The organism is Pseudomonas serbiensis (genome assembly GCF_030580745.1).
In the GTDB taxonomy this organism is placed as follows: Bacteria; Pseudomonadota; Gammaproteobacteria; order Pseudomonadales; family Pseudomonadaceae; genus Aquipseudomonas; species Aquipseudomonas serbiensis.
The window spans coordinates 40,802-66,674 of the sequence record NZ_JAUQOO010000025.1; the positions used below are offsets into that span (position 1 = coordinate 40,802).

General features: G+C 60.3%; 7 protein-coding genes (1 of these 7 only partly in view). 2 read left to right on the plus strand and 5 right to left on the minus strand.

Annotation, left to right across the window (positions count from 1 at the left end):
* Nucleotides 1-17,263, minus strand: partial view of a non-ribosomal peptide synthase/polyketide synthase gene (locus tag Q6A51_RS24165; RefSeq protein ID WP_304575897.1) — the 5' portion only. The gene continues 11,666 nt to the left of window position 1, outside the view; the window shows 17,263 of its 28,929 coding nt (coding positions 1-17,263); its start codon is at nt 17,261-17,263; its stop codon lies off the left edge, out of view.
* A 313-nt stretch (nt 17,264-17,576) separates the two neighbouring features.
* Here Q6A51_RS24165 and Q6A51_RS24170 point away from each other — a divergent pair, with 313 nt between their 5' ends.
* A complete protein-coding gene (locus Q6A51_RS24170) occupies nt 17,577-17,786 on the plus strand; it encodes a hypothetical protein (protein ID WP_201017131.1) in 210 nt (69 codons plus the stop codon).
* Between the two features lie 193 nt (nt 17,787-17,979).
* Here the strand turns inward: Q6A51_RS24170 and Q6A51_RS24175 are convergent, their stop codons facing one another.
* The 4 genes from Q6A51_RS24175 to Q6A51_RS24190 are packed head-to-tail and all read right to left on the minus strand — an operon-like array spanning nt 17,980 to nt 24,228.
* Nucleotides 17,980-18,585 carry a LysE family translocator gene (locus Q6A51_RS24175; protein ID WP_201000662.1) on the minus strand — a complete coding sequence of 202 codons (606 nt, stop codon included), beginning with the start codon at nt 18,583-18,585 and terminating at the stop codon, nt 17,980-17,982.
* A gap of 53 nt (nt 18,586-18,638) precedes the next feature.
* Nucleotides 18,639-21,689 carry an efflux RND transporter permease subunit gene (locus tag Q6A51_RS24180; protein WP_304575898.1) on the minus strand — a complete coding sequence of 1,017 codons (3,051 nt, stop codon included), beginning with the start codon at nt 21,687-21,689 and terminating at the stop codon, nt 18,639-18,641.
* Nucleotides 21,686-22,798, minus strand: coding sequence for an efflux RND transporter periplasmic adaptor subunit (locus Q6A51_RS24185; protein WP_405046177.1), 1,113 nt, complete (start codon nt 22,796-22,798; stop codon nt 21,686-21,688). Before Q6A51_RS24185 ends, Q6A51_RS24180 begins: the two co-directional genes overlap by 4 nt.
* Nucleotides 22,795-24,228, minus strand: a complete 1,434-nt coding sequence (locus tag Q6A51_RS24190) for an efflux transporter outer membrane subunit (protein ID WP_304575899.1) — start codon at nt 24,226-24,228, stop codon at nt 22,795-22,797. The genes Q6A51_RS24185 and Q6A51_RS24190 overlap by 4 nt, the downstream gene beginning before the upstream one ends.
* A gap of 220 nt (nt 24,229-24,448) precedes the next feature.
* Between Q6A51_RS24190 and Q6A51_RS24195 the strand changes: the two genes are divergently transcribed.
* Entirely contained in the window at nt 24,449-25,765 is a 1,317-nt protein-coding gene (locus tag Q6A51_RS24195; RefSeq protein ID WP_304575900.1) for a diaminobutyrate--2-oxoglutarate transaminase family protein, read from the plus strand.
* Nucleotides 25,766-25,873: the final 108 nt, after the last annotated feature.

A 25,873-nucleotide genomic window follows, 5' to 3' on the forward strand; every position in this document is an offset into this window, starting at 1 on the left:
CGATGCCTTGCCAGGCTGGGGACAAGGTATGTTCTGCACTGTAGCGATAGTTCAGCAATGCACTGAACAGTGGCGTCGAAGCCGGCACGCCGCTGCAACGCTGGGCCAGCGCCAGTGGCGCATGTTCGTGGGCCAGCAAGGCACTGAGTCGAACGTGGGTTTCCCGGACACTTGCTTTTACATCGCCCGCATCCAGTTGCAGACGCAGCGGCAAGGTATTGATAAACATGCCCAGAGCACGATCCGCACCTTCACCGCCATTCAAGCGGCCCATGAGTACGGTGCCGAATACCACATCGTCACGACCGCTGGCTGCACTGAGCACCTGCCCCCAGGCCAGGTGATGCAGTGACGCCACGCTGACCCCGAGCTTACGGGCCTGAGCGCGCAGACGTTTGCTCAGATTCGGGCCCAGCGCTATACGATGCTCCTCGATCCCGCGACCTTCACCCTGTACTTCATGAAGCCCAAAGGGCAAGGTCGGCTCTTCCACATCACCGAGCATGCCACGCAGGAAGGTTTCGTGATCCTGTTGCGATACCCCCAGACGCGCCTGGGCAACGTAATTGCGATACGGCACCGGCTCGCTCAAGTGCTGCGCCGTATTCAGCAGCCAGGCTTCCATTTCCCGGCTCACCACTTCCAGCGCGGTGTGGTCCAGAACCAGGTGATGGAATGACAGCAAGCCCAGCCAGCGCTGATTGGCCGGGTCATGGGCATAGTGCAGGCGAAGCAGCGGAGCCTGGCCAATATCCATGCGGTACTGGCGGGCATCGAAACGCTCCTTCAACTGGCTATCGATATCGCCTTGCGCCGGGTCCAGCTCAAGGTTCTCGATGCTCAGACTGGCCTCACGCCAGACGACTTGCACAGGCTCGTCCAGCCCTTCCCAGAAGAACGAGGTGCGCAAGATATCGTGGCGCTCGATCACACGTTGCAGCGCGCTGGCGAACGCGCCCAAACGCTCCTCGTTATCGAAACCGAAAACGGTCTGCAATACGTAGGGATCACCGGCTTTGGCAGTCAGGTGGTGATAGAGAATCCCTTCCTGCAATGGCGCCAGGGGGTAAATGTCCTGGATATTGACCGCGCCACCAGGAATGGAAGCGATGACCTGCTCAAGCTGCTCTTCGCTGATGGTCACCAGCGGCAGCATCTCAGGCGTGATTTGCGTGCAGCCCGGTTCGATCAGATTCGCCGGTACGCGGATTTCAGTACCGCTGCCCACGGCGGCGGCCAGTGCCATCAGGGTTGGCTGGCTGAACAGGACGCGAACGTCGGCGCTCAGGCCTTGCTGACGCATCTTCTCGATCAGCTTGACGGCCAACAGCGAATGGCCACCCAGTTCAAAGAAGTGGTCATGACGCCCTACCTGCTCGACTTGCAGCACTTCGGCCCAGATCTGCGCCAGAGTGATTTCGGTTTCGCCCAGCGGCGCTTCATAGCCACGGCTGATCAGGGCTTGCTGGTCTGGAGCCGGAAGTGCCTTGCGGTCCAGCTTGCCGTTTGGTGTCAGTGGCAGTTTTTCAAGATGAACGTAGGCTGCCGGGACCATGTATTCCGGCAACTGGCTTTGCAGATGCGTTCTCAGGATTTCCAGATCGGCTGGCTGGTCCGTTGAAGTGAAATACGCCACCAGACGCTTATCGCCCGGTACGTCTTCACGGGCCATGACCACGGCTTCCTTCACGCTCTCATGGCGGGCAAGTTTCGCTTCGATCTCGCCCAGTTCGATACGGAAACCACGGATCTTCACCTGATCGTCGTTACGGCCCAGGTATTCGATATTGCCATCTGTCAGCCAGCGCCCCAGGTCGCCGGTGCGATACATGCGCGCTCCGACGTTGAATGGATCGTCAAGGAAGCGTTCGGCGGTCAGGTCATCACGATTCAGGTAACCGCGAGCCACGCCCGCACCGCCGATATAGATCTCACCCGGCACGCCCAGCGGCACCGGCTGGCGATGCTCATCCAGCAGGTAGAACTGGGTATTGGCGACCGGCTTGCCGATATGGGACGCAAAGCCGTCTTCGCGGTCCATGGCCACCCAGCTTGAGTAAGTGGTGGTTTCCGATGGGCCATAGAGGTTGCACAGGCGTTTGACGCCGGTTTCAGCAAATAGCCTTTCAACCAGCGAGCCCTTGAGTGCTTCACCCGCCACGTTGACGGTATGCACGCCTTCTTTAAGGCCACCCGATTCCAGCAGGGCTTTCAACGCCGAAGGCACGGTATTGATCAAGGTGACGTCATGTTCGCCCTCTTGCAGGGCCAGCACATTCTTGACCACTTCAATGCTGCCGCCAGAGATCAGCGGCGCAAAGCACTCGTAAACTGCAAGGTCAAAGTTCAGCGACGTTGAAAACAGGGTCTTGGCCAGCACTTCAGGCTCAAACGCCTGCTGCGCCCAGGTCAGGAAGTTGACCGTATTGCGGTGCTCGATCATCACACCTTTCGGCAAACCAGTGGAACCCGAGGTGTAGATCACATAAGCCAGGTGAGCCGGCGTCAAACCCTCAATCGCAGGATTGGAGATGGATTCGTCCTGCCAATCGGGCTTATCCAGATTGATAACAGGCACCGACAGCAGATCCAGCGTCGCGGTCTGTGCCAGTACCGCAGCAGGCGCACTGTCCTGCAGCATGTAGGCAAGTCGTTCCACCGGATAAGCCGGATCCAGCGGCACATAACCGCCGCCCGCCTTCAAGATGGCCAGCAAGCCCACCACCATCTCGATACCGCGCTCGACACAGATCCCGACCCGGGAATCCGGCACCACGCCCTGACTGCGCAGATGATGAGCCAGTCTATTGGCGCGCTGATTCAGCTCGGTATAGCTCAAACGCTCGTCGCCAAACACCAGCGCAACGGCATCCGGCGTACGCTCGACCTGAGCCTCGAACAGACCATGAACCGTTTGTTCAAGCGGATACTCGGCAGCAGTATCGTTAAAGCCATGCAGCAGTTGCTCGCGCTCGCCTCTCGGCAGTACCGACAGGCTGCTGAGCGCAGCCTGTGGATGCTGCTCCAGCGCATCCACCAGGCCAAGCAGCGCCGTGTTCATATAAGCCGTCATACGAGCGGCACCGATACCGTTCTGCACCAGCACGATCAGCTCGAAACCTTCACCCTGATCATCCACCGACAGGGTCAATGGATAGTTGGTGCGCTCTTCGCCTTTCAGCGGCTCGATGCCCTGCCAGGCGGGCGACAGGCTGTGCTCGCCCGGTGCCGCGCTATAGCGATAGTTCAGCAATGCACTGAACAGCGGCGTCGAAGCCGGCACGCCGCTGCAACGCTGGGCCAGCGCCAATGGCGCATGTTCGTGGGCCAGCAAGGCGCTGAGGCGGGCGTGGGTTTCCCGGACACCGGCTCTTACCTCGCCAGCCCCCAGTTGCAGGCGCAGCGGCAAGGTATTGATAAACATGCCCAAGGCACGGTCAGCACCTTCACCGCCATTCAGGCGGCCCATGAGTACGGTGCCGAATACCACATCGTCACGACCGCTGGCAGCACTGAGCACCTGACCCCAGGCCAGGTGATGCAGTGATGCCACGCTGACTCCGAGCTGACGGGCCTGTGTGCGCAGTCGCTTGCTCAGCTCCGGCTCCAGAGGCAGACGATGCTCCTCGATATCACGGCCCTCACCCTGAACTTCATGCAGACCGAACGGCAACGTCGGCTCTTCGATATCCCCCAGCATGTCGCGGAAGAACACTTCCTGAGCGTCCCGATCGGTGCCCAGACGCGCCTGAGCCACGTAATTGCGATATGGCACCGGCTCGCTCAAGTGCTGAGCGTTTTTCAGCAGATAGGCTTCAATCTCCTGGCTCACCACTTCCAGCGCGGTGTGGTCCATGACCAGATGATGGAACAACAGAAAGGCGACCCAGCGCTGATTGGCCGGATCCTGGGCGTAGGCAATCCGTATCAGCGGTGCCTGACGAATATCCATGCGGTGCTGACGGGCATCGAAGCGTTCCTGCAATTGGGTCATCACATCCTGGGATGCATCAGCCACCTCGACTTCTTCCAGCCCCAGTTGCGCATGACGCCAGACCACTTGCACCGGTTCGTCCAGCCCTTCCCAGTGCAACGAGGTGCGCAGGATATCGTGGCGCTCGATCACCGATTGCAGTGCGCTGGAGAAGGCGTTCAATCGCTCTTCGCTGGCGAAACCGAATAGCGCCTGCAAGACGTAAGGATCTCCGGCTTCGGCGCTCAGGTGGTGGTAGAGAATCCCCTCCTGCAATGGCGCCAGGGGGTAAATGTCCTGGATATTGGCCGCGCCACCAGGAATGGAAGCGATGACCTGCTCAAGCTGCTCTTCACTGATAGTCACCAGCGGCAGCATTTCAGGCGTAATATGCGCGCAGCCCGGTTCGATCAGATTGGCCGGCACACGGATTTCAGTACCGCTGCCCACGGCGGCGGCCAGTGCCATCAGGGTTGGCTGGCTGAACAGAACGCGCACATCGGCGCTGAGCCCTTGCTGACGCATCTTCTCGATCAGTTTGACCGCCAGCAACGAATGGCCACCCAGTTCAAAGAAGTGGTCATGACGCCCTACCTGCTCGACTTGCAGCACTTCGGCCCAGATCTGCGCCAAAGTGGTTTCGGTTTCGCCCAGCGGTGCTTCATAGCCACGACTGATCAGGGCTTGCAGGTCTGGCGCGGGGAGCGCCTTGCGATCCAGCTTGCCGTTCGGCGTCAGTGGCAAGGATTCAAGATGAACATAGGCCGCTGGAACCATATAGTCCGGCAACTGGCTTTGCAGATGGGAGCGCAAGGTTTCCAGATCGGCTGGCTGGTCCGTTGAAGTGAAATACGCCACCAGACGCTTATCGCCCGGCACGTCTTCACGGGCCATGACCACAGCCTCTTTGACGGAGGTATGGCGAGCCAGCTTGGCTTCGATCTCGCCCAGTTCAATACGGAAACCGCGAATCTTCACCTGATCGTCGTTACGGCCCAGATACTCGATATTGCCATCGGCCAGCCAGCGACCCAGGTCGCCAGTGCGATACATGCGCGATCCGACGTTGAATGGATCCTCAAGGAAGCGTTCGGCCGTCAGGTCATCGCGATTCAGGTAGCCGCGAGCTACACCGGCACCGCCGATATACATTTCACCCGGCACACCAAACGGTACTGGTTGACGATGCTCATCCAACAAGTAGAACTGGGTATTGGCCACCGGCTTGCCGATATGGGCCGCGAAACCGTCTTCGCGGTCCATGGCCACCCAGCTTGAATAAGTGGTGGTTTCCGAAGGGCCATAGAGGTTGCACAGGCGTTTGACGTTTGTTTGCTCAAACAGGCTTTCAACCAGCGAGCCTTTGAGCGCTTCACCCGCCACGTTAACGGTATGCACGCCTTCTTTAAGGCCACCCGACTCCAGCAACGCTTTAAGTGCGGAAGGAACGGTGTTGATCAGCGTGACGTCATGCTCGCCTTCTTGCAGGGTCAATACGTTCTTGACCACTTCAATGCTGCCGCCCGAAATCAGCGGTGCAAAACACTCATAAACCGCAAGGTCGAAGTTCAGCGAGGTCGAGAACAGGGTTTTGGCCAGGACTTGCGGCTCAAACGCCTGCTGCGCCCAAGTCAGGAAGTTGACCGTATTGCGGTGCTCGATCATCACGCCTTTCGGCAGGCCGGTAGAACCCGAGGTGTAGATCACGTAGGCCAGATGAGCTGGCGTCAGCGAATCGACCTGCGGATTGGAGACGGACTTGTCCTGCCAATCGGGCTGATCAAGGTTGATAACAGGCACCGACAGCAGATCCAGCGTCGCGGTCTGTGCCAGTACAGCCGCAGGCGCGCTGTCCTGCAACATATAGGCAAGTCGCTCCACCGGATAAGCCGGGTCAAGCGGCACATAACCGCCGCCCGCCTTCAGGATGGCCAGCAAGCCCACCACCATCTCGATACCACGCTCGACGCAAATTCCGACCCGGGAATCCGGCACCACGCCCTGACTGCGCAGATGATGGGCCAGACGGTTGGCACGCTGGTTCAGTTCGCTATAGCTCAGGCTCTCATCGCCATACACCACAGCAACCGCATCCGGCGTACGCTCGACCTGAGCCTCGAACAGACCATGCACCGTCTGATCAAGCGGATACTCGGCACTTGTAGCGTTATAGCCATGCAGCAATTGTGCGAGTTCGTCGGCCGGCAATACCGCAACTGAATAGAGTGGCGCAGTCGGCCTGTTTTCCAGTGCATCCGCCAGTTCAGCCAGTGCCGTACTCATATAAGCCGCGACACGTGCAGCACCAATCCCATCCTGTACCAGGACCGTCAGTTCAAAACCTTCACCCTGATCATCCACCGAGAGGGTCAATGGATAGTTGGTGCGCTCTTCGCCTTTCAGCGGTTCGATGCCCTGCCAGGCAAGCGACAGACTCTGCTCGCCCGGTGCCGCGCTGTAGCGATAGTTCAGCAATGCGCTGAACAATGGCGTCGAAGCCGGCACGCCGCTGCAACGCTGGGCCAGCGCCAACGGCGCATGTTCGTGGGCCAGCAAGGCGCTGAGGCGAGCGTGGGTTTCCCGGACACCTGCTTTTACCTCACTGGCACCCAGTTGCAGACGCAATGGCAAGGTATTGATAAACATCCCAAGGGCACGATCCGCCCCTTCGCCGCCATTGAGGCGACCCACCAATACCGTGCCGAACACCACATCGTCACGGCCACTGGCCGCGCTCAGCACCTGCCCCCAGGCCAGGTGATGCAAGGCCGCCACACTGACTCCGAGCTGGCGGGCCTGTGTGCGCAATCGCTTGCTCAGTTGCAGATCCAACGCCAGGCGATGCTCTTCGATACCACGGCCTTCACCCTGCACGTCATGCAGGCCGAACGGCAGCGTCGGCTCTTCGATATCCCCCAGCATGTCGCGGAAGAACGCCTCATGAGCTTCACGATCAGAACCCAGGCGCGCCTGAGCCACATAGTTGCGATATGGGACCGGCTCGCCCAGATGCTGTGTCTCGCCCAGCAAATAAGCTTCCATCTCATGACTCACCACCTCCAGTGCGGTGTGGTCCATGACCATGTGATGGAACAGCAGCAAGGCCACCCAGCGCCGGGTCGACGGATCCTGGGCATAGGCAATCCGCATCAACGGTGCCTGGCGAATATCCATGCGGTGCTGGCGGGCATCGAAACGCGCCTGCAACTGGCTGGCGATATCACCTTGCGCCGTATCCAGCTCAAGGCTCTCCATACCCAGAGTGGCCTGACGCCAGACCACCTGCACCGGTTCGTCCAGTCCTTCCCAGAACAGCGAGGTGCGCAGGATATCGTGACGTTCGATCACTCGTTGCAGCGCGCAGGAAAAGGCATCCAGCCGGTCTTTGTCATCAAAGCCGAAAACCGCCTGCAACACGTAAGGGTCGCCCTTTTCGGCCGCCAGATGGTGATAGAGAATCCCTTCCTGCAATGGCGCCAGCGGGTAAATATCCTGAATATTGGCCGCGCCTCCGGGGATGGAAGCGATGACCTGCTCAAGCTGCTCTTCGCTGATGGTCACCAGCGGCAGCATGTCAGGGGTGATATGCGTGCAGCCCGGCTCGATCAGATTGGCCGGTACGCGGATTTCAGTGCCGCTGCCCACGGCGGCAGCCAGTGCCATCAGGGTTGGCTGGCTAAATAGCACGCGAACGTCTGCACTGATCCCTTGCTGACGCATCTTCTCGATCAGCTTGACGGCCAGCAGCGAGTGGCCGCCCAGCTCGAAGAAGTGGTCATGACGACCTACCTGCTCGACTTGAAGCACTTCGGCCCAGATCTGCGCCAGAGTGGTTTCGGTTTCGCCTTGCGGTGCTTCGTAGCCACGGCTGATCAGGGCTTGCTGGTCCGGGGCCGGAAGCGCCTTGCGGTCCAGTTTGCCGTTTGGCGTCAGCGGCAGTTTTTCAAGATGAACGTAGGCTGCCGGGACCATGTATTCCGGTAACTGGCTTTGCAGATGAGTGCGCAAGGTTTCCAGATCGACTTCGGCAATGGTCGAGGTGAAATACGCCACCAGACGCTTGTCCCCCGGCACGTCTTCACGGGCCATGACTACCGCTTCTTTCACGCTCTCATGGCGAGCCAGTTTCGCTTCGATCTCGCCCAGTTCGATACGGAAACCACGGATCTTGACCTGATCGTCGTTACGGCCCAGATACTCGATATTGCCATCTGCCAGCCAGCAACCCAGGTCGCCGGTGCGGTACATCCGCGCTCCGACGTTGAATGGATCCTCAAGGAAGCGCTCGGCGGTCAGGTCATCGCGATTCAGATAACCGCGAGCCACGCCCGCACCGCCGATATAGATCTCGCCCGGAACACCCAGCGGCACCGGCTGGCGATGTTCGTCCAGCAGGTAGAACTGGGTATTGGCGACTGGCTTGCCGATATGGGCCGCGAAACCATCTTCGCGATCCATGGCCACCCAGCTTGAATAGGTGGTGGTTTCCGACGGGCCATAGAGGTTGCACAGACGCTTGACGCTGGTTTCAGCGAATAACCTTTCAACCAGCGAGCCTTTGAGGGCCTCACCCGCGACGTTGACGGTATGCACGCCCTCTTGAAGACCGCCCGATTCCAAGAGTGCTTTCAGGGCCGAAGGCACAGTGTTGATCAGCGTGACGTCATGTTCGTCCTCTTGCAGGGCCAGCACATTCTTGACCACTTCAATGCTGCCGCCCGAAATCAGCGGCGCAAAACACTCATAAACCGCAAGGTCGAAGTTCAGCGAAGTGGAGAACAGGGTTTTGGCCAGGACTTCTGGCTCAAACGCCTGTTGTGCCCAGGTCAGGAAGTTGACTGTATTGCGATGCTCGATCATTACGCCTTTGGGCAAACCGGTTGAGCCCGAGGTGTAGATCACATAAGCCAGATGAGCCGGCGTCAGGCCCTCGATAACCGGATTGGAAGCCGACTGGTTCTGCCAGGTGATCTCATCCAGATTGACCACAGCCACATCAGCAGCCGACAGCAACTCCAGCGTCGCGGTCTGCGCCAATACAGCCGCAGGCGCACTGTCCTGCAGCATGTAGGAAATACGTTCCACCGGATAAGCCGGATCCAGCGGCACATAACCGCCACCGGCTTTCATGATAGCCAGCAGCCCGACCACCATCTCGATACCGCGCTCGACACAGATCGCCACCCGCGAATCGGGCACAACGCCCTGGCTGCGCAGATGATGGGCCAGTCGGTTGGCACGCTGATTCAACTCGACATAGCTCAGACGCTGATCGCCAGACACCAGCGCAACCGCATCCGGCGTACGTTCGACCTGAGCCTCGAACAGGCCATGAACGGTCTGATCGAGAGGATATGGAACCTGAGTGGCATTGAAGCCGGAAATCACCTCGTCCCGCTCTTGGGCAGGCAGGATTTTCAGTGCATGCAACGGCAGGCTGGGCGCTGACTCAAGAGCATCGGCCAGGCTTTCCAGCGCGGTGTTCATATAACCCGCAACACGCGGCGAAGCGATGGCCGCCACGGTCTGCACCGTAAGCAGGAAACCTTCGCCCAGATCATCCACCGACAGCATGAACGGATAGTTGGTCCGCTCCATCACTTCCAGTACTTCGGCACCGCCCCAGCGCTCGACCTCTTCGTCGGTCTGGGTCGGGCTATGGCGATAGTTGAGCAAAGCGCTGAACAACGGCATGGATGCGGGTACGCCGCTGCAACGCTGGGCCAGCGCCAAGGAAGCATGTTCGTGGCCCAGCAGCGCGGTCAGGCGCGCATGGGTCTGGCGAACACCCTGGCTGACGCTGACAGCACCCAGTGCAACCCGCACTGGCAGCGTATTGATAAACATCCCCAAAGCACGCTCGGCACCGCTGCCACTCTGCATACGCCCCAGTAGCACCGTGCCGAACACTACATCGCTGCGCCCTGACAGACTGCCTACCACCTGAGCCCAGGCCAGATGGTGAAGGCTGGCCGGGCTGACGCCCAGTTTGCGGGACAGGCCGCGCAAACGCGCACTCAAGGCAGCATCCAGCTTGAACCTGCACTCCTCGACACCACGGCCGTCACCCTGCACTTCCTGCAGGCCCAGCGGCAATGTCGGCTCCTCCACATCGGCAAGCATCTCGCGGAAGAAGCTTTCATGGGCCGCCTGACTGACGGCCATTCTGGCCTGGGCGACATAGCGACGATATGGCATCGGCGTGTCGAGCCCGGACAGTTCACCGCTCAGAATGAGCTGCATTTCATGCTGCATCACTTCCAGCGCGGTATGGTCGAGGGCGATGTGGTGGAACAGCAGGATCGCGACCCAGCGACCGTTCGGTTCATCATGAGCGCAAGCCATGCGCATCAGCGGAGCCTGTCCCAGGTCGAGACGGCGGTCACGCGGATCGAACAGTGCCTGCAACTGGCTGGCGATATCACCCAGGGACGCATCCAGCTCAAGGGTTTCGACGATCAGGCGGGCCTGGCGCAGCACCACTTGCACAGGCTGCTCCAGGCCATCCCAGATCAGCGCAGTACGAAGAATGTCGTGACGATCGATAACGCTTTGCAACGCAGTAATGAAACTGTCGAGCTGTGCCCGACTGTCCATGGCGAAAGCAGCCTGCAGCAGGTAAGGATCACCCTGCCCGGCAGAAATATGGTGGTAGAGAATCCCTTCCTGTAATGGCGCAAGCGGGTAGATATCCTGAATATTGGCCGCACCGCCCGGCATGGCGGCAACGATCCGCTCGACAGCGCTCTGCTCCAGGTCCAGCAAGGTGAGCATTGATGCGGTGATGTGTTCACAACCTTCAGGAATCCCGTTATCCGGAATCTGCAGGGCTTCTTCGACGCCACCGACAGCGGCGGCCAGAGCAGACAGGGTCGGCTGGCTGAACAGCACGCAAACATCGGCATCCAGATCAAGCTGGCGCATGCGCTCGATCAGCTTCACCGCCAGCAGCGAATGGCCGCCCAGCTCGAAGAAGTGATCGTGACGACCGACCTGCGCAACACCCAGTATCTGCGACCAGAGGCTGGCCAGGGTCGTTTCGATGTTGCCTCGCGGTGCTTCATAGGCCTGGCTGACGAATGCCGTGGCATCTGGCGCGGGCAAGGAGCGACGGTCCAGCTTGCCGTTGGCCGATACCGGCATTTTTTCCAGCTCGACATAAGCGGCCGGGATCATGTAGTCCGGCAGGCATGCCTGCAAGTGAGCGCGCAGCACATCGGCCGAGGCCGGTTCCTGGCCTGGCTGCTGGGTGAAATAGGCAACCAGGCGCTTGTCGCCGGGGTTGTCTTCGCGAGCCAGTACCGCTGCATCACGCACAGTGATGTGATCGGTCAGGCGGGATTCGATTTCACCCAGCTCGACCCGGAAACCACGGATCTTGATCTGGTCATCGTTACGGCCCAGGTACTCGATGATGCCATCGGCGTTGCGGCAGCCAAGGTCGCCGGTCTTGTACAGGCGGCCCTCGACAAAAGGATCACGCAGAAAACGCTCGGCGGTCAGTTCGTCACGGTTCAGGTAACCCCGTGCAACACAAGTCCCGCCAATGTAGATCTCACCCGCAACGCCAACCGGTACGGGCTGGAACTGCTCATCGAGCAGGTAAATCCGGGTGTTGGCCACCGGCACGCCAATGGCCGGCAAGGTTGGCCAGTGCGCCACGTTCACCGGCAAGGTAAACGAAGTGGTGACATGGGATTCGGTCGGGCCGTAGTGGTTATGCAGCCGACACTCGGACAAATGCTCGAACAGTGCACGGATCGGTGCGGTAATGCGCAATTGCTCACCGGCGGTGACGATCTCACGCAAGGAGCAGGTTTGCTGACGCAACGACGGATCATCGATCAACGCCTCGGCCAGTGCCTGCAAGGCAATGCACGGCAGATAGAGGCGCTCGATACGCGCTTCGCACAAGTGCAGGTACAACTTGCGCAGGTCCAGTCGGGTATCGGCATGAATCAGCGACAGTGGAGCACCGGCGCACAGCGTACTGAAGATTTCCTGGAAGGCGACGTCAAAGCCAAGCGCCGCAAACTGCACGGTCGCCGGAGCGGTATTGCCACTTTTGATGCCCTCGGCAAGCTGCCAATGCATCAGGTTGACCAGCGGGCCGTGAGGCATGGCCACGCCCTTGGGCTGACCGGTGGAACCCGAGGTGTAGATGACGTAGGCCAGATGCTCAGGACGAAGCCCTTGGGCGGCCAGTTCCGGGTTGTGCTCCGGCTGGCGACTGAATTCTTCTGCCCCTTCGGCCAGGCCGTCGAGCAGCACACCGGGCACGTTGGATTCACTGAACAACCCGGCGATGCTGGCCTGGCTGAGCACGGCCTTGGGTGCAGCATCGCGAAGCATGTATTCAAGGCGTTCAGCCGGGTAATCCGGGTCGAGCGGCACATACCCTGCCCCAGCCTTGAGAATGCCCAGCAGGCCGGCAATCATTTCCGGACTCCGGCGGCAGCAGATCGCGACGCGGTCGTCGAAGCCAACTCCCAGCTCCAGCAGACGATGAGCAATGCGGTTGGCCTGGCGATTCAGCTCGCCGTAGGTCACACGCTGCGTCTCGAAAGTCACCGCCAGCGCGTCCGGCTGACGCTCGGCCTGGGCCTCGAACAATTGATGCACCAGCAGATGCGATGCAAAGACCTGATCACAGGCATTGAAGCCATGCAGCAATTGCTGACGTTCGCTATCCGGCATGAATGCCAGATCTTGCAATGCGACCTCGTCAGTGCGGTCCAGCGCATCGGCCAGTTCGGCCAGCACCGCCTGCATGTAGTCGGCAATACGCTGTGCGCCGATGCCTGGCACGACCTGTACGGTCAGGCTGAAGGCATCGCCCAGATCGTCCACCGAAAGCGACAGCGGATAGTTGGTGCGCTCTTCACCGCCTGCCAGCTCGAAGCCCGCCCACTGCAAACCTGCTCCACCGGCAGATGCGCCAACCGCTGCATGGCGATAGTTGAGCAAGGCGCTGAATAACGGCGTAGGTGCCGCAACGCTGCTACAGCGCTGCGCCAGGGCCAGCGGCGCATGCTCATGGCCGAGCAAGGCCGCCAGTCTGTCATGGGTCGCTCGTGCTGCGGCCCTGACACTTGGCCCTTGCGCCGCGACACGCAGCGGCAAGGTATTGATGAACATGCCCAGAGCGCGCTCGGCGTCCTGGCCACCTTGCAGTCGTCCCATCAGCACCGTGCCGAACACCACATCCTGACGGCCCGACAAGCGCCCCACCACCTGCCCCCAGGCCAGATGATGAAGGCTGGCATTGCTGACACCCAGGCTGCGGGCATGGGCGCGCAGGCGCTGAGCGAGTTGGTCGTCCAGCGTCAGTACGGCCTGTTCGATTGCGCTGCCGTCACCCTGAACATCCTGCAGACCGAATGGCAGCGTTGGCTCATCCACATCCCCTAGCGCCGCGCTGAAAAAGGCTTCATGTTCCTCGCGGCTGATACCAAGACGGGATTGGGCGACATAGTTGCGATACGGCACGGATGCTGGCAACTCGGCGCCTTGCCCTGCAATGTGCGCCTGGATTTCGGCACCCAGAATGCGCAGCGATGTGGCGTCATCGATCAGGTGATGAAAGAGAATCACCGCGACCCAGCCGTCACTGGCTACGTCCTGGGCCACATGCAGCTCCATCAGCGGAGCCTGGCGCAGGTCGAAACGCATGTGCCGTGGATCCAGCAAGGCTTGCAACTGACCGGCAATATCGCCGTCAGCCCCTTGCAGCTCATGCTCGCGAACCCGCAACGGCGCCTCGCGCCAGACAACTTGCACAGGCTCGTCAAGGCCTTCCCAGGCAATGGAAGTGCGCAGGATATCGTGACGTTCGACCACGGCCTGTAGCGCCTGGACAAACGCATCGACCCGGGCGCGACTGTCCATGCGCAGTGTGCCTTGCAGCAGATAGGGGTCGCCTTCAGGTGTCGCAAGGTGGTGATAGAGAATGCCTTCCTGCAAAGGCACCAGCGCATAGATATCCTGGACATTGGCCACGCCCCCAGGAACGCCCGCCACCACGGCATCGATCTGTTCCTGGCTCAGGCTGGCCAGCGGCAGCATCTGTGGAGTAATGCGCTGTACGCCCGGCTCGATGAGGTTGGCCGGCACCGTGACATCTCGACCGGAACCCGCCGTTTCGGCCAGCCCCGACAAGGTCGGCTGACCGAACAAGACCCTCACATCGACCTTCAGCCCTGTATCGCGCATGCGCTCGATCAGCTTGACTGCCAACAGCGAATCGCCTCCCAGTTCAAAGAACTGGTCATGACGGCTGATGCGTTCGACCCCGAGCAGCTCGCTCCACAGGTCAGCAAGAACCGTTTCCACCGGACCTTGCGGCGCTTCGTATTCACGTCGTGCGAAAGCTGATGCGTCAGGCGCTGGCAATGCCTTGCGGTCCAGCTTGCCGTTGCCGGTCAGGGGGAAGTCGGCCAACAGCACAAAGGCACTCGGCACCATGTAATCGGCCAGGTTCTGCAACAGCTCAGAACGCAGATCGCTTGCGGTCGGCGTCTGGCCTGGCTGAGGGATCACATAACCCACCAGACGTTTATCGCCCGGCTCGTCCTGACGCGCAATCACCACTGCTTCGCGGACCCCGGCACAGGCTGCGAGACGGCTTTCGATCTCGCCCAGTTCGATTCGGAAACCACGGACTTTCACCTGATCATCGTTACGCCCCAGATAGTCGAGGTTGCCGTCTGCCGTCCAGCGCGCAAGGTCCCCGGAACGGTACATCCGTGCGCCCGGTGTGACATCGAAGGAGTCTTTCAGGAAGCGCTCTGCATCCAGCTGCGGACGGTTCAGATAACCTCGCGCCACACCGGCTCCCCCGACATACAGCTCGGCGACCACACCCGGAGGCACTGGCTGGCCATAGTCATCGAGCAGGTAAAGGCGCAGATCGGGGATACGCTTGCCGATGGGGCTGACACCGCCATCGACATCCGCACGGGACAGCGGATGGCAGGTGACGTGTACGGTGGTTTCAGTAATGCCATACATGTTGAAGAGTTGAGTGTCGGCATTCGCCTTGCGCGCATACCACGGCTTGAGAATCCCCGTATCCAGTGCTTCGCCACCAAAGATCACTTGGCGCAGTGCATGGGGCCGAGGACTTTCACCCTGGGCAGCGATGATCTGGCGGAACGCGCTGGGCGTCTGGTTGAGCACCGTAACACCGGCCTCGCACAGCAGTTCGTAACAGGCCTCGGGCGAACGGGTGGTCAGTTGCGGTACCAGCAACAAACGGCCGCCATGCAACAGCGCGCCCCAGATTTCCCAGACCGAGAAGTCGAAGGCAAACGAGTGAAACAGTGCCCAGACGTCGTCGGCACCGAAATCGAACCACACCCGTGTTGCCGAGAACAGGCGCGTGACATTGCGATGCTCGACCATCACGCCCTTGGGCTGCCCGGTGGAACCCGAGGTGTAGATCACATAGGCCAGATGCCCCGGTTCAAGCCCCTCAACCTGCGGGTTCTCTTCAGACTGCTCGGTAAAACCCGCTGCCTCGGGCTGGTCGAGAAGCAGGACAGGAATGCCCTGAGCCGGCAAGTTCTCAAGGTGTGCAGACTCGGTCAGTAACGCCAGCGGCGTGCTGTCGTCCAGCATGAATGCCAGACGCTCCAGTGGATAAGCGGGATCCAGCGGCACATAACCGGCACCGGCCTTGAGAATACCCAACAAGCCGATGATCATCCGTGGGCCACGCTCGACACAGATGCCTACCCGATCGTCAGGCCCGATCCCCAACAGTCTCAGGCGATGGGCTACCTGATTGGCCTGGGCATTGAGCTGGCCGTAGGTGACGCTCTGCCCTTCATGCAGCAATGCCACGGCATCGGGTCGAGCCTGGGCCTGCGCCTCGAAACGGGCATGAATGGTCCCGGTGTCGTCTTCGGCTGGCTGTCCATGGTTCCAGGCCTCAAGCAGTTGCGCCTCGCCCGGCGTTGGCAGACTGAAGCCGTGTACCGGCAATTGCGGGTTTTTCAGCCCCTGTTCCAGTACATGCATGAAGCGCTCGGCGAGACTTTCGACTTCATCGGCCTGGAAAAACGCTTCGTTGTAGATGTACTCCAGCCAGACCTCATCCGTGTGCGGATTGGCCCGTATGTGCAAGGCAAGAGGTGTCTGTTCATGGCCGTTGGCGCATTTGACCGAGTAGGCAGTCGCTTCGCCGAACGCGAGACGGTGATCGCTCACTTCGTATGAAACCGAAAGGTCAAAAACCTGATCGCGGCCGTCGCGCAGCAGCCCCAGCGAGCGGTTCATGTCACTCAAGGGGAAACGCTGGTTGCGGTAATCCTGCTTGAGGGCGCGGGCCACCTCACTGACCAGCTCACCAAAGCCCAGATCGGCGTCGAATTGAAGACGTACTGCACTGACCTGAGTGAACAGGCCAATGGTGTTGCGGAAGTTCGCATTGGAACGGTTGAGTACCGGCAGACCGATGACCAGCTCTTCCCGGCGGGACGTGCGCATGAAATACACATAGAGCGCCGCCATGAGCACATGGAAGCGCGAACACTGGCGAGGCTCGGCAACCTGAGCGATACGTTCAAGCAGTGTCGCCGGATAACGGCGTGATACATGACCACCGGGAGCCACAGCCCCGGCATGGCGAGCCAGGTGCCGCGGCTCGAACAGCGGCTCGGGAACGTCCTGATATTTGCCCAGCCAGTAATCCTGATCGCGGGCGTAGCGTTTCGAGTTGCGGTAGGCAATGTCGTCCTGAATGTAGTGGACGTAAGACGGAGCCGCGGTGTCAGCAGACGTGTCATGCACAGCGCCATACAGCTCCCCCAGCTCCTTGAGCAGAAGCGAAATGCCCCAGCCATCGATCACGATATGGTGCGCCTGGACTCCCAGATAGCTGAGGTGATCATTGATCCTGAGCAGTTGCAGACGCACCAGCGGCGAGCCATCGAGGTCGAACGGCACACGGTTGCGGGCCTGAACGAACTCCAGCGCTGCTGCCTCGGGGTCATCCTGACCGGAAAAATCATGCAGCGACAGTTGCAGCGGCAAGTCGTCGACAAAGGTCTGAACCGGCAAACCGTCGTCGCCCAGCCCGTTTAACAACACCATCCGCAGCGCATCGTGGCGACGGACCATCTGGTCTATGGCACGCTGAAGGCGCTCGGCATCAACACTGCCCTCGATGACGGTGTAGCCGCCAATGTTGTAGAGAGGAACGTCACTGCGCACGGCCTGATCGAGCCAGATATCACGCTGGGCGGCGGTGAGTGGATAAGTGTTGGGCACGGAAAGGGACTGGTTCATGCAGTTACTCCTTGAATCACACAACGACTGGACACCCGATCCGCCATCCACTTGACCGCCTTGTTTCCAGCAAAAATCGTCATATGTTCTGTCTCGAATAGTCAGGGACTTCGGTATATATGAGGGAACTTTAATCAGGCGATCCGGTACATGTATGTCACTTGATACCCGGACAAGAAACAGGACGTGCGGAACAAATACCGAATAGGGCGGGCTTGTCCCTGTTTTTCACCACAGACAACCCGGCCTCGCAGTGATCGAATACAAATGTGCAAGTAACGTTTGAGCAGTTTCACGCGCAAAGGACGATGACATGAACAGCTTCGAACCCGGTGAATACGTACGCCTGCGCTCGGGAGGCAGGAAGATGCAGGTGATCAATGCCGGGGCGACCGAGTCCCTGCCCGACTCGTCGCTGGTGGCTTGCGAGTACCGTGCTAAAAGTCGAAGAGTGTTGGGTTTCTATGCGGCCAACTCACTGATTCGTGCGCCGCATTCTTCGAGTGATGCAATGCAACAATAAAAAAACAAGAATAAACACTGGAAGTTGAATAGTTGTTAACTTCCAGTTTGCCTGGCCACTCCCCCTTCGATCCTCTTTTGCAGGATCGTTTTTATTTGCCTCAATAAATACACATCCCGACAGGAGTTCATTCATTCGCGAAGTTACCCTTCGCGAATGAATGAACTCCTGCGCAGTCTGAAACTTCCGAACATCAAGCGGTAAACGAATGCGAAGCCAGGTTGTAAAGCAGGCCGGTTGCGAACAGGCCGATGACCATGGAAACGCCCTTGTTCAGCAGACGCGACGAACGCGGTGAATTCAACCGGCTGCCAAAGCAGGCACCGAAGATGACCCAGGCCGAACCAACCGGCAGGACCACAGCAGTAAAGGTGCTCATGAATGCCAGGTAATCCGCACTGTTGAGGAATGTACCGACAGGTGCCACGAACGAAGCGAAGAACAGCCCCTTGGGATTGGTCAGCGTGGCGACGAACAGACCTGCTGGCGAAAGACCCGGCTCATCATCGGCGTGCTGGCCGGCACGGGCCATAGACCAGAGCTTCATTGCGATATAGAACAGGAAGCACACCGCGAAGGCCTTGCTGAGGGTCGCCACCCAGGGATAGTCACGGGCGATCCGGTCCAGGGTCAGCCCCCAGGCCGTGATCTGAATCATATAGGCCAGCCACTCTGCCCCCACCCACAGCAATGACTTCGTATTGAAACCCCGGTTCATGCCAGTCTGGAACAATAGCGAGTTGGTCGGGCCGGGAACCGCGAGCACAGCCAGCAGCGCCAGAAAGATTGAACCACTCATGTTGATGCCCTCATTCGGTTGTAGTGTTGATTGGAACAGCGAATCTGGATAGGTCAGTGGCCATGGCCCAAACGCCCCGTAGCGCGCTTGAAGAGCTGCAACAGGTCATCCACATAGGTAAAAATCACCGGAATCACCAACAGGCTGAGCACGGTCGAGGTCAGGAGCCCGCCGATCACAACCACCGCCATGGGCTGCCTGAATCCCGGATCGGCCCCCACGCCGATAGCGGTCGGCAGCATCCCGGCGCCCATGGCAATGGTGGTCATCAGGATCGGGCGCGCACGCTTGTGGCAGGCATCGAGCAGCGCCTGATAACGGCTCATGCCGAAATCCCGACGAGCGAGAATCGCGTAGTCCACCAGCAGGATCGAATTCTTGGTGACGATGCCCATCAGCATCAGCAAGCCGATGACCGAAGACAGGGAAAAGCTCAGATCACAAGCCAGCAGCCCCAGCAATGCGCCGCCCAACGAGAGAGGCAGTGCGGAAAGAATGGTGGCCGGTTGCAGAAAGTCGTGAAACAGCAGCACCAGTACCGCATAGATGCAGAACACACCAATGGCCATGGTCAGGCCGAAGCTGCCAAACAGCTCGCTCATCAACTGCACTTCGCCCTGCTCCACCAGCCGGACTCCGGCAGGCAGATGCGCAAGCCCCGGCAACTGACGGGCCTGATTCATCACTTCGCCCAGGCTGCGGCCATTGAGTTCGACAGACAACGTGACATAGCGCTGTCGATCCAGACGATCGATCTGTGCCGGCCCGCTGCCGGTACTCAGTTCCCCCAGGGAAGCCAGCGTGACCTGACCATCCCGGCCATTGACGCGCAACTGGCCAATACGTTCGAGGTCGCCCCGCAGACCCGGCTCCATGCGCACCCGCAGGTTCACCTGGCGTTGGGAAAGATTGATCTTGCCCAAGGCCGAGGAGTAATCGCCATAAGTGGCCAGACGCAAGGTATCGGCGATCTGCTGACTGGTGACACCCAGTTGCGCGGCCCTTGTGTAATCCGGGCGGAACTGGACCTCCGGTGCCTGCAATGCGGCGCTGGAAGCAATGTTGCCCACCCCGTTCAGTTGGCGCAGCAGGGGTTCGAGAGCCAGTGCGGTACGCTCCAGCAAATCACCGTCTTCACTGGCAAGGACGATATCTAGCTTTTCACCGTTGCCATCGCCGCCCACGCTGACACGAGCCCCCGGCAGTGAGCGCAAGGCATCGCGCATGCTGGCTTCCAGCTCGGTCTGGCTGAACTCACGATCCTGACGCCGGGCCAGCTCCACGGTCAGGGTTGCCTGATTGACCGCTGCGCCATCGCCCGCCTCGCTACCTGCCGTTCCCGCCATGGCGAAGATATGCCGGATCCCCGGCAATGGCTTCAGTCGGGCACTGGCGTCGCGGGCCAGACTGGCGGTCTGCTCCAGAGTCGCGCCCGGCGGCAGTTCCAGGGTAATGGTGGACCGGGCAATGTCCTGAGCCGGCAAAAAACTGGTGGGCAAGAAGCCGATCAACGCCAGTGAGCCGGCAAAGAACAGCCCGGCCAGTGCCATGCTGGTCTTGCGCCATTCGAGACTGCGATGAATCCACACCAGATAGCGGCGCATCAGCCAGCCATCCTGCTCGACGTGATCCACCGGTTTGAGAAAGGCCGCAGCCATCATCGGGGTCAGCAGGCGCGCAACCATCAGCGAGAAAAGCAGCGCCGCCGAAGCCGTGACGCCGAACTGCACGAACAGCTTGCCTGCAACACCGCCCATGAATGCCGTGGGCAGGAACACCGCGACCAGCGTCACGGTGGTGGCGATCACCGCCAGCCCGATTTCATCCGCTGCCTCCATGGCGGCCTCGCGTGGGCTTTTGCCCATGCGCAGATGCCGGGCGATGTTTTCCACCTCGACAATCGCATCGTCGACCAGAATGCCGATGATCAATGCCAGGGCCAGCAAGGAGACGGTATTGAGAGTAAAACCGGCGAAGTACATCAAGCCAAAAGTGGGGATGATCGACAGCGGCAATGCCGTTGCGACGATCAGCATCGCCCGTGGATCACGCAGGAACCACCACACCACCAGAACCGCCAGCAGAATCCCCTCGTACAGCAGGTTCATCGAGTCGTGATAATTCTCCAGCACCGAGGCCGAGCTGTCGCTGATCTCGATCAGGCTGACACCGGGCTGCCGGGCCATGAAATCTGCCACCGCCGCACGGATGCCACTGGCCATGCTGACGTCGGAAAACCCCAGAGAGCGGATCACCTGCACACCAATCACTGGCTTGCCGTTGAAAAATGCCAGGGAATGGCGCTCGGCATGGTGGTCGCGGATCGTCGCCAACTGGCGTAATGCAAAGGAACGACCATCGCCAGTCGGCACATCAACGGCGCCCAGTGTCTGCGGGTCTTCGATACCGCCCAGAGTACGCACCGCCATGCGCGCGCCACCCAGCTCCGCCATACCGCCGGAGTTATCGATTTCCATGGCCTTGAGCTGCGTATCTACGTCGGCAACACCCAGCCCCAGCCCGGCCATCATGGTCGGATCGAGATCCACCTGAATCTCACGCTCGACACCACCAACCCGCAACACCTGAGCAACGCCCCTGACCTCTTGCAGATGCTTGCTCAGTTCATTGTCGACAAACCATGACAGCGCCTCTTCGTCCATGCCCGGCGCGTCGATCACATAAGTCAGCACCGGTGTGTCATGGATCGTCAGCCGCGAGACGCTGGGAGTTTCCAGGCTGGCGGGCAGTTCCGCCATGGCACTGTCCACCACATTGCGAACTTCGTTGAGGGCTTCGTTGCCATCCTTCTCGATAGCGAAGCTGACATTGATCTGTACATTGCCGGAGGTGATGGTCGTGGTGACATGCTTGAGCAGCCGCAGCGATGACAGCCGGTCCTCCAGCTTGCGGGCCACCTCGGTTTCCAGTTGCTCGGGTGCAGCGCCTTCAAGGGATGCACTGATGGTGACGGTGGGCAGATCGAGGTCGGGGAAATCCTGGATACCCAGCCTTTGCAGACCGATAAAGCCCAGCACGCCCAGCAGGATAAACAGCATGATTGCCGGAACGGGAAAGCGTATCGACAAGGACGACAACGTCATGGCTGAACAGCCCCCGCCGTCACCGGCGTCACATGGGCACCGTCACTCAGGAAAGCACCGCCGGAACGCACGATGGTCTGCCGTTCGTCCAGCCCGGAAACGATTTCCACGGCATTATCCCTGCGGCGCCCCAACTGCACCTGACGCAACGCAACGCGCTCATCGGTGCCGACAATGAATACCCAGGAACGGCCATCACGCAGGAACACCGCTGTATCCGGCACCGTCAGTGCAGGCTTCGCAGCCAGCTCGATGCGGCCACTGGCATACATGCCAGAACGTGCCGGGCTGTCTGGTGCAAGTGCCACATACACCAGCGCCCGGCCGGTATTGTTATCGAGGATTGGCGATACCAGACGAACCTGGCCATCCACCGACTGGCCGTCGGGCAGCGTCAACTGTGCGTGCTGCCCTGGCTTGACCCTAAGCAATTGCCGGGCGTCCAGCTCGGCCTGCCACTCGATACGCCCCTCGCGCACCAGTCGAAACAGCTCGGTACCGGCATCCACCACACTGCCCAACAGCGCTGTGCGCGATGAGACGATTCCATCATCGACTGCCACAATCCGGGTCTGGCCAAGGCGGATACGAATACTCTGCATATCGGCAGTCGCAACGCCCAGTTCGGCCTTGGCGGTGTCCAGGGCAATCCGGTACTGCTCGCTCTGCTGAGCGGACAAAACACCGGTCACGCCCACCACATCGGCACGGCGCACATCGGATTGCGCTTTGCGCAGGTTGGCCCGGGCCTGCTCGACGGTTGCCTGCTGCCTGCTCTGTTCGGCCAGCAGGCTGTCCTGGGCCAGGGTTGCCAGTACTTGCCCCTTGCGCACCCGGTCGCCGATATCCGCATGGATACTGGCAATCCTCAGACTGCCGGTTTCTGCGCTGATCAACGCTTCCTGCCACGGCAATAACCGACCGCTCGCCGTCAGTTCATGGGGCCATGGGCGCCACTGTGCCTGGGTGACCTCGACGCTGAGGCTGCTCAAATTGCTGGCAGGTGCGGCGTCTGGAGCTTGCGGGCGACTGCGAATCACGAAAACCAGCACCAGAGCAATGCCCAGCACCAGCACGATCCAGACGAACTTGCGACGTGCGGAATTCAAGATCGTTCTCCCGCCGAGGCCTGCGCGACCGACGTGCTATCAGCGCTGTCCTGCCATCCTCCCCCCAATGCCTTGTAGAGGGCGATCCAGTAACGTACCTGTTCCTGCTGCAAGGTAATCAGTTCAATCCGGGCATCGAGCGCGGAACGTCGGGCCACTTCCCGGTCCAGGATACTCACGCCACCGGCCTGCCAGGACTTGTCCACGGCCTGAAAATATTCGCTATAGCCTTGAGTCGCCCGTTCGACATCGGCTTCACGGCGTCGAGCCGCGTCGAGCCGGACCAGCGCCTGTTCCACCTCGCCTACGCTCGTGCGCAGCGTCTGTCGATAAGCGGCCAGTGCAGCGTCGTAAGCAGCCTCGGCACTCTTGACCGTGGCGCGACCGAGACCGCCATCCAGCAGCGGTAAAGACAACAATGGCCCTACAGTCCAATTGCGCACCAACTGACCATCCGTAGTCCCGACGGCAAACGAGCCGGTCAGGCTCAGGCTTGGCCAGCGCTGGGCTTCGGCCACACCGATATCCGCGCTGGCTGCGGCCAGTTCGCGCTCTCGCGAGGCCAGGTCAGGCCGCTGGCGAACCAGATCGGCAGGAATGGAACGGACTTCCAGTTGTGCTGGCGACGGCAGGATGGCCGGTGCCTGGCCCAGCAATTCCCGCACCCGCTTTTCATCGCTGCCGGTCAACAGGGTCAGTTGCTTGAGCAGTACTTCGCACTCGCTGCGCTGATTGATCAGGGTCGACTGGCTGCTGGCCGCCGATGCCTGGGTCAAGACCAGATCGGCCGGTGCAGTGAAACCGGCCTTGAGGGACAGCCCGGTCAGTTCGGCGGTCTGGCGCTGCGAATCGAGCTGTTCCTGATAGGCCAGAACCAGGCGCTGACAACCTCGATATTGAACGTAGTCATCGGCCACTTCGGCCGCCAGCGACACCCTGGCGTCATGCCAGTCATCGACACGGGCCTGAATACGATTGGCCGAGGCTTCACGATTACGTCGAAACTTGCCGAACAGATCGAGTTCCCAGGCGGCATCGAGCCCCGCCGAGGAACTGGAGTACGACTGGCGCGTGCTCTCTTCACGCTCTCCCGTACGGTTGCGTGACAGACTGCCTCGCAAGCCGGGTGCCGCATCGGCATCGCTTACTGCCAGGGTCGCCCTGGCCTGCTGAATGTTCGCCCAGGCCTGATCCAGCGTAGGGCTGTCGGCCTCGGCCCATTGCAGCAGGCGTTCCAGTTGCGGATCGTTGAATTGCTGCCACCAGCCGGACAGCGCCTTGACGCTGGCGCCGTGGGGCAAAGGTGCATGCCATTGCGCAGGCAAGGTGATCGGCGGAGGCTGATAGTCGGGGCCCATCACACAACCACTGGTGATCAGGGCAATGAGTATCGGCAGTGAACGTTGCGCTGCCGCTTTGAAGATATCCATGACGTCCTCTTGATGCCCGGACGTTGGGTCAGGCGCTCGGCTGCATTGACGGCGCTATTGAAACGTCTGCCGCCATGACTGTCTGGCGCGGAAAGCGGGGACATTGCCCCGTGGGAAATTGTCGGTCCATGACCTGTGCAGCAGAATCGCAATCACATCACGCGGGCGTGTGAACACCTCGCAGGCGATGCCATTTCTCAAGGCAAACGAGTGACCGACTATGCAAGAGTTGAGCTATCTGAAAAAAGTCGAATCCAACGCAAGGACTTACGCGGCCACATTCCAGCGCCTGTTCGTCAGCGGTAACGGTTCACGCCTCAAGGATGACCAGGGACGCGAGTACCTTGACTGTCTGGCCAATGCCGGCACCCTTGCCCTGGGTCATAATCCTGCGGTGGTCCGCGAGGCCGTGCTGCAGTTTCTGGATACCGATCAGCTGCAACAAGGCCTCGATCTGGCAACGCCGGCCAAGCATGAGTTCGTGCAGGCGCTCTTCGCGACATTGCCCGCGCCGATGCGCAACAACAGCAAGATCCTGTTCTGCGGCCCCAGTGGTTCGGACGCTGTGGAAGCGGCCATCAAGCTGGCACGTCATTACACCCAGCGCACCCCGCTGATGGCATTTCATGGCGGCTATCACGGCATGACCGCAGGCGCCCTGTCGGCCATGGGCAACCTCAAGCCCAAGATCAACACAGGCGCGGTCAACCCCGGCACACACTTCCTGCCCTTCCCTTATGCGTTGCGCTGCCCCTTTGGCACCGATGGCTCGCAGACCGATAAGCTTTCCATCGAATACATCCGCACGGTACTCAGCGACCCCGAAGGCGGCGTGCAGAAACCCGCCGCGGTGATCGTCGAAGTGATTCAGGGCGAAGGTGGCTGTATTCCCGCGTCGGCAAACTGGCTGCGCGAGTTGCGTGAGATCACCCGTGAGCAGGAAATCCTGCTGATCATCGATGAAGTACAGACAGGCCTGGGGCGTACCGGCAGCACCTTTGCCATCGATCATTCGGGGATCACTCCAGACATTCTGGTGCTATCCAAGGCGATTGGTGGTGGTTATCCGATGTCTGTAATCGTCTTTGCCGAACACCTGGATACCTGGGGCCCCGGCATGCATGCGGGTACATTTCGTGGCAACCAGATTGCAATGGTCGCGGGTGCAGCGACGATCGGGCATATACAGTCACAGAACCTGGCGGCGCAGGCTGCTGCACGGGGCGAGACGCTGGCCAGCGGTCTCAAGGACATTGCCCGGCGCTACCCGGCACTGGCCGAAGTCCGTGGTCGCGGCCTGATGCTGGGCGTCGAGGTGACCCACCCTCGCGAGCAAGGCCGCACTGGCACGGGCCATTCACAACTGGCCCGCGCCATCAAGCTCAACTGTTTCGAGAATGGCCTGATCATCGAAACCGGAGGTCGTCATAGCTCCGTACTGCGCTTCCTGCCGGCGCTGACCATCAGCGAACAGGAAGTGGCCATGGTTCTTGAGCGTTTTGAAGATTCGGTTGCAGCAGCCTGCAAGGGACATTGATCAACCGCCCCCCTGGGCGGGGCGGCGGGCGTGGGGGGTGTCTTTGGGCGTGCGCCGCCTGTGTGGACCTTTCGCCTCTTGATTACTGTCAGAAATACACAAAAACCA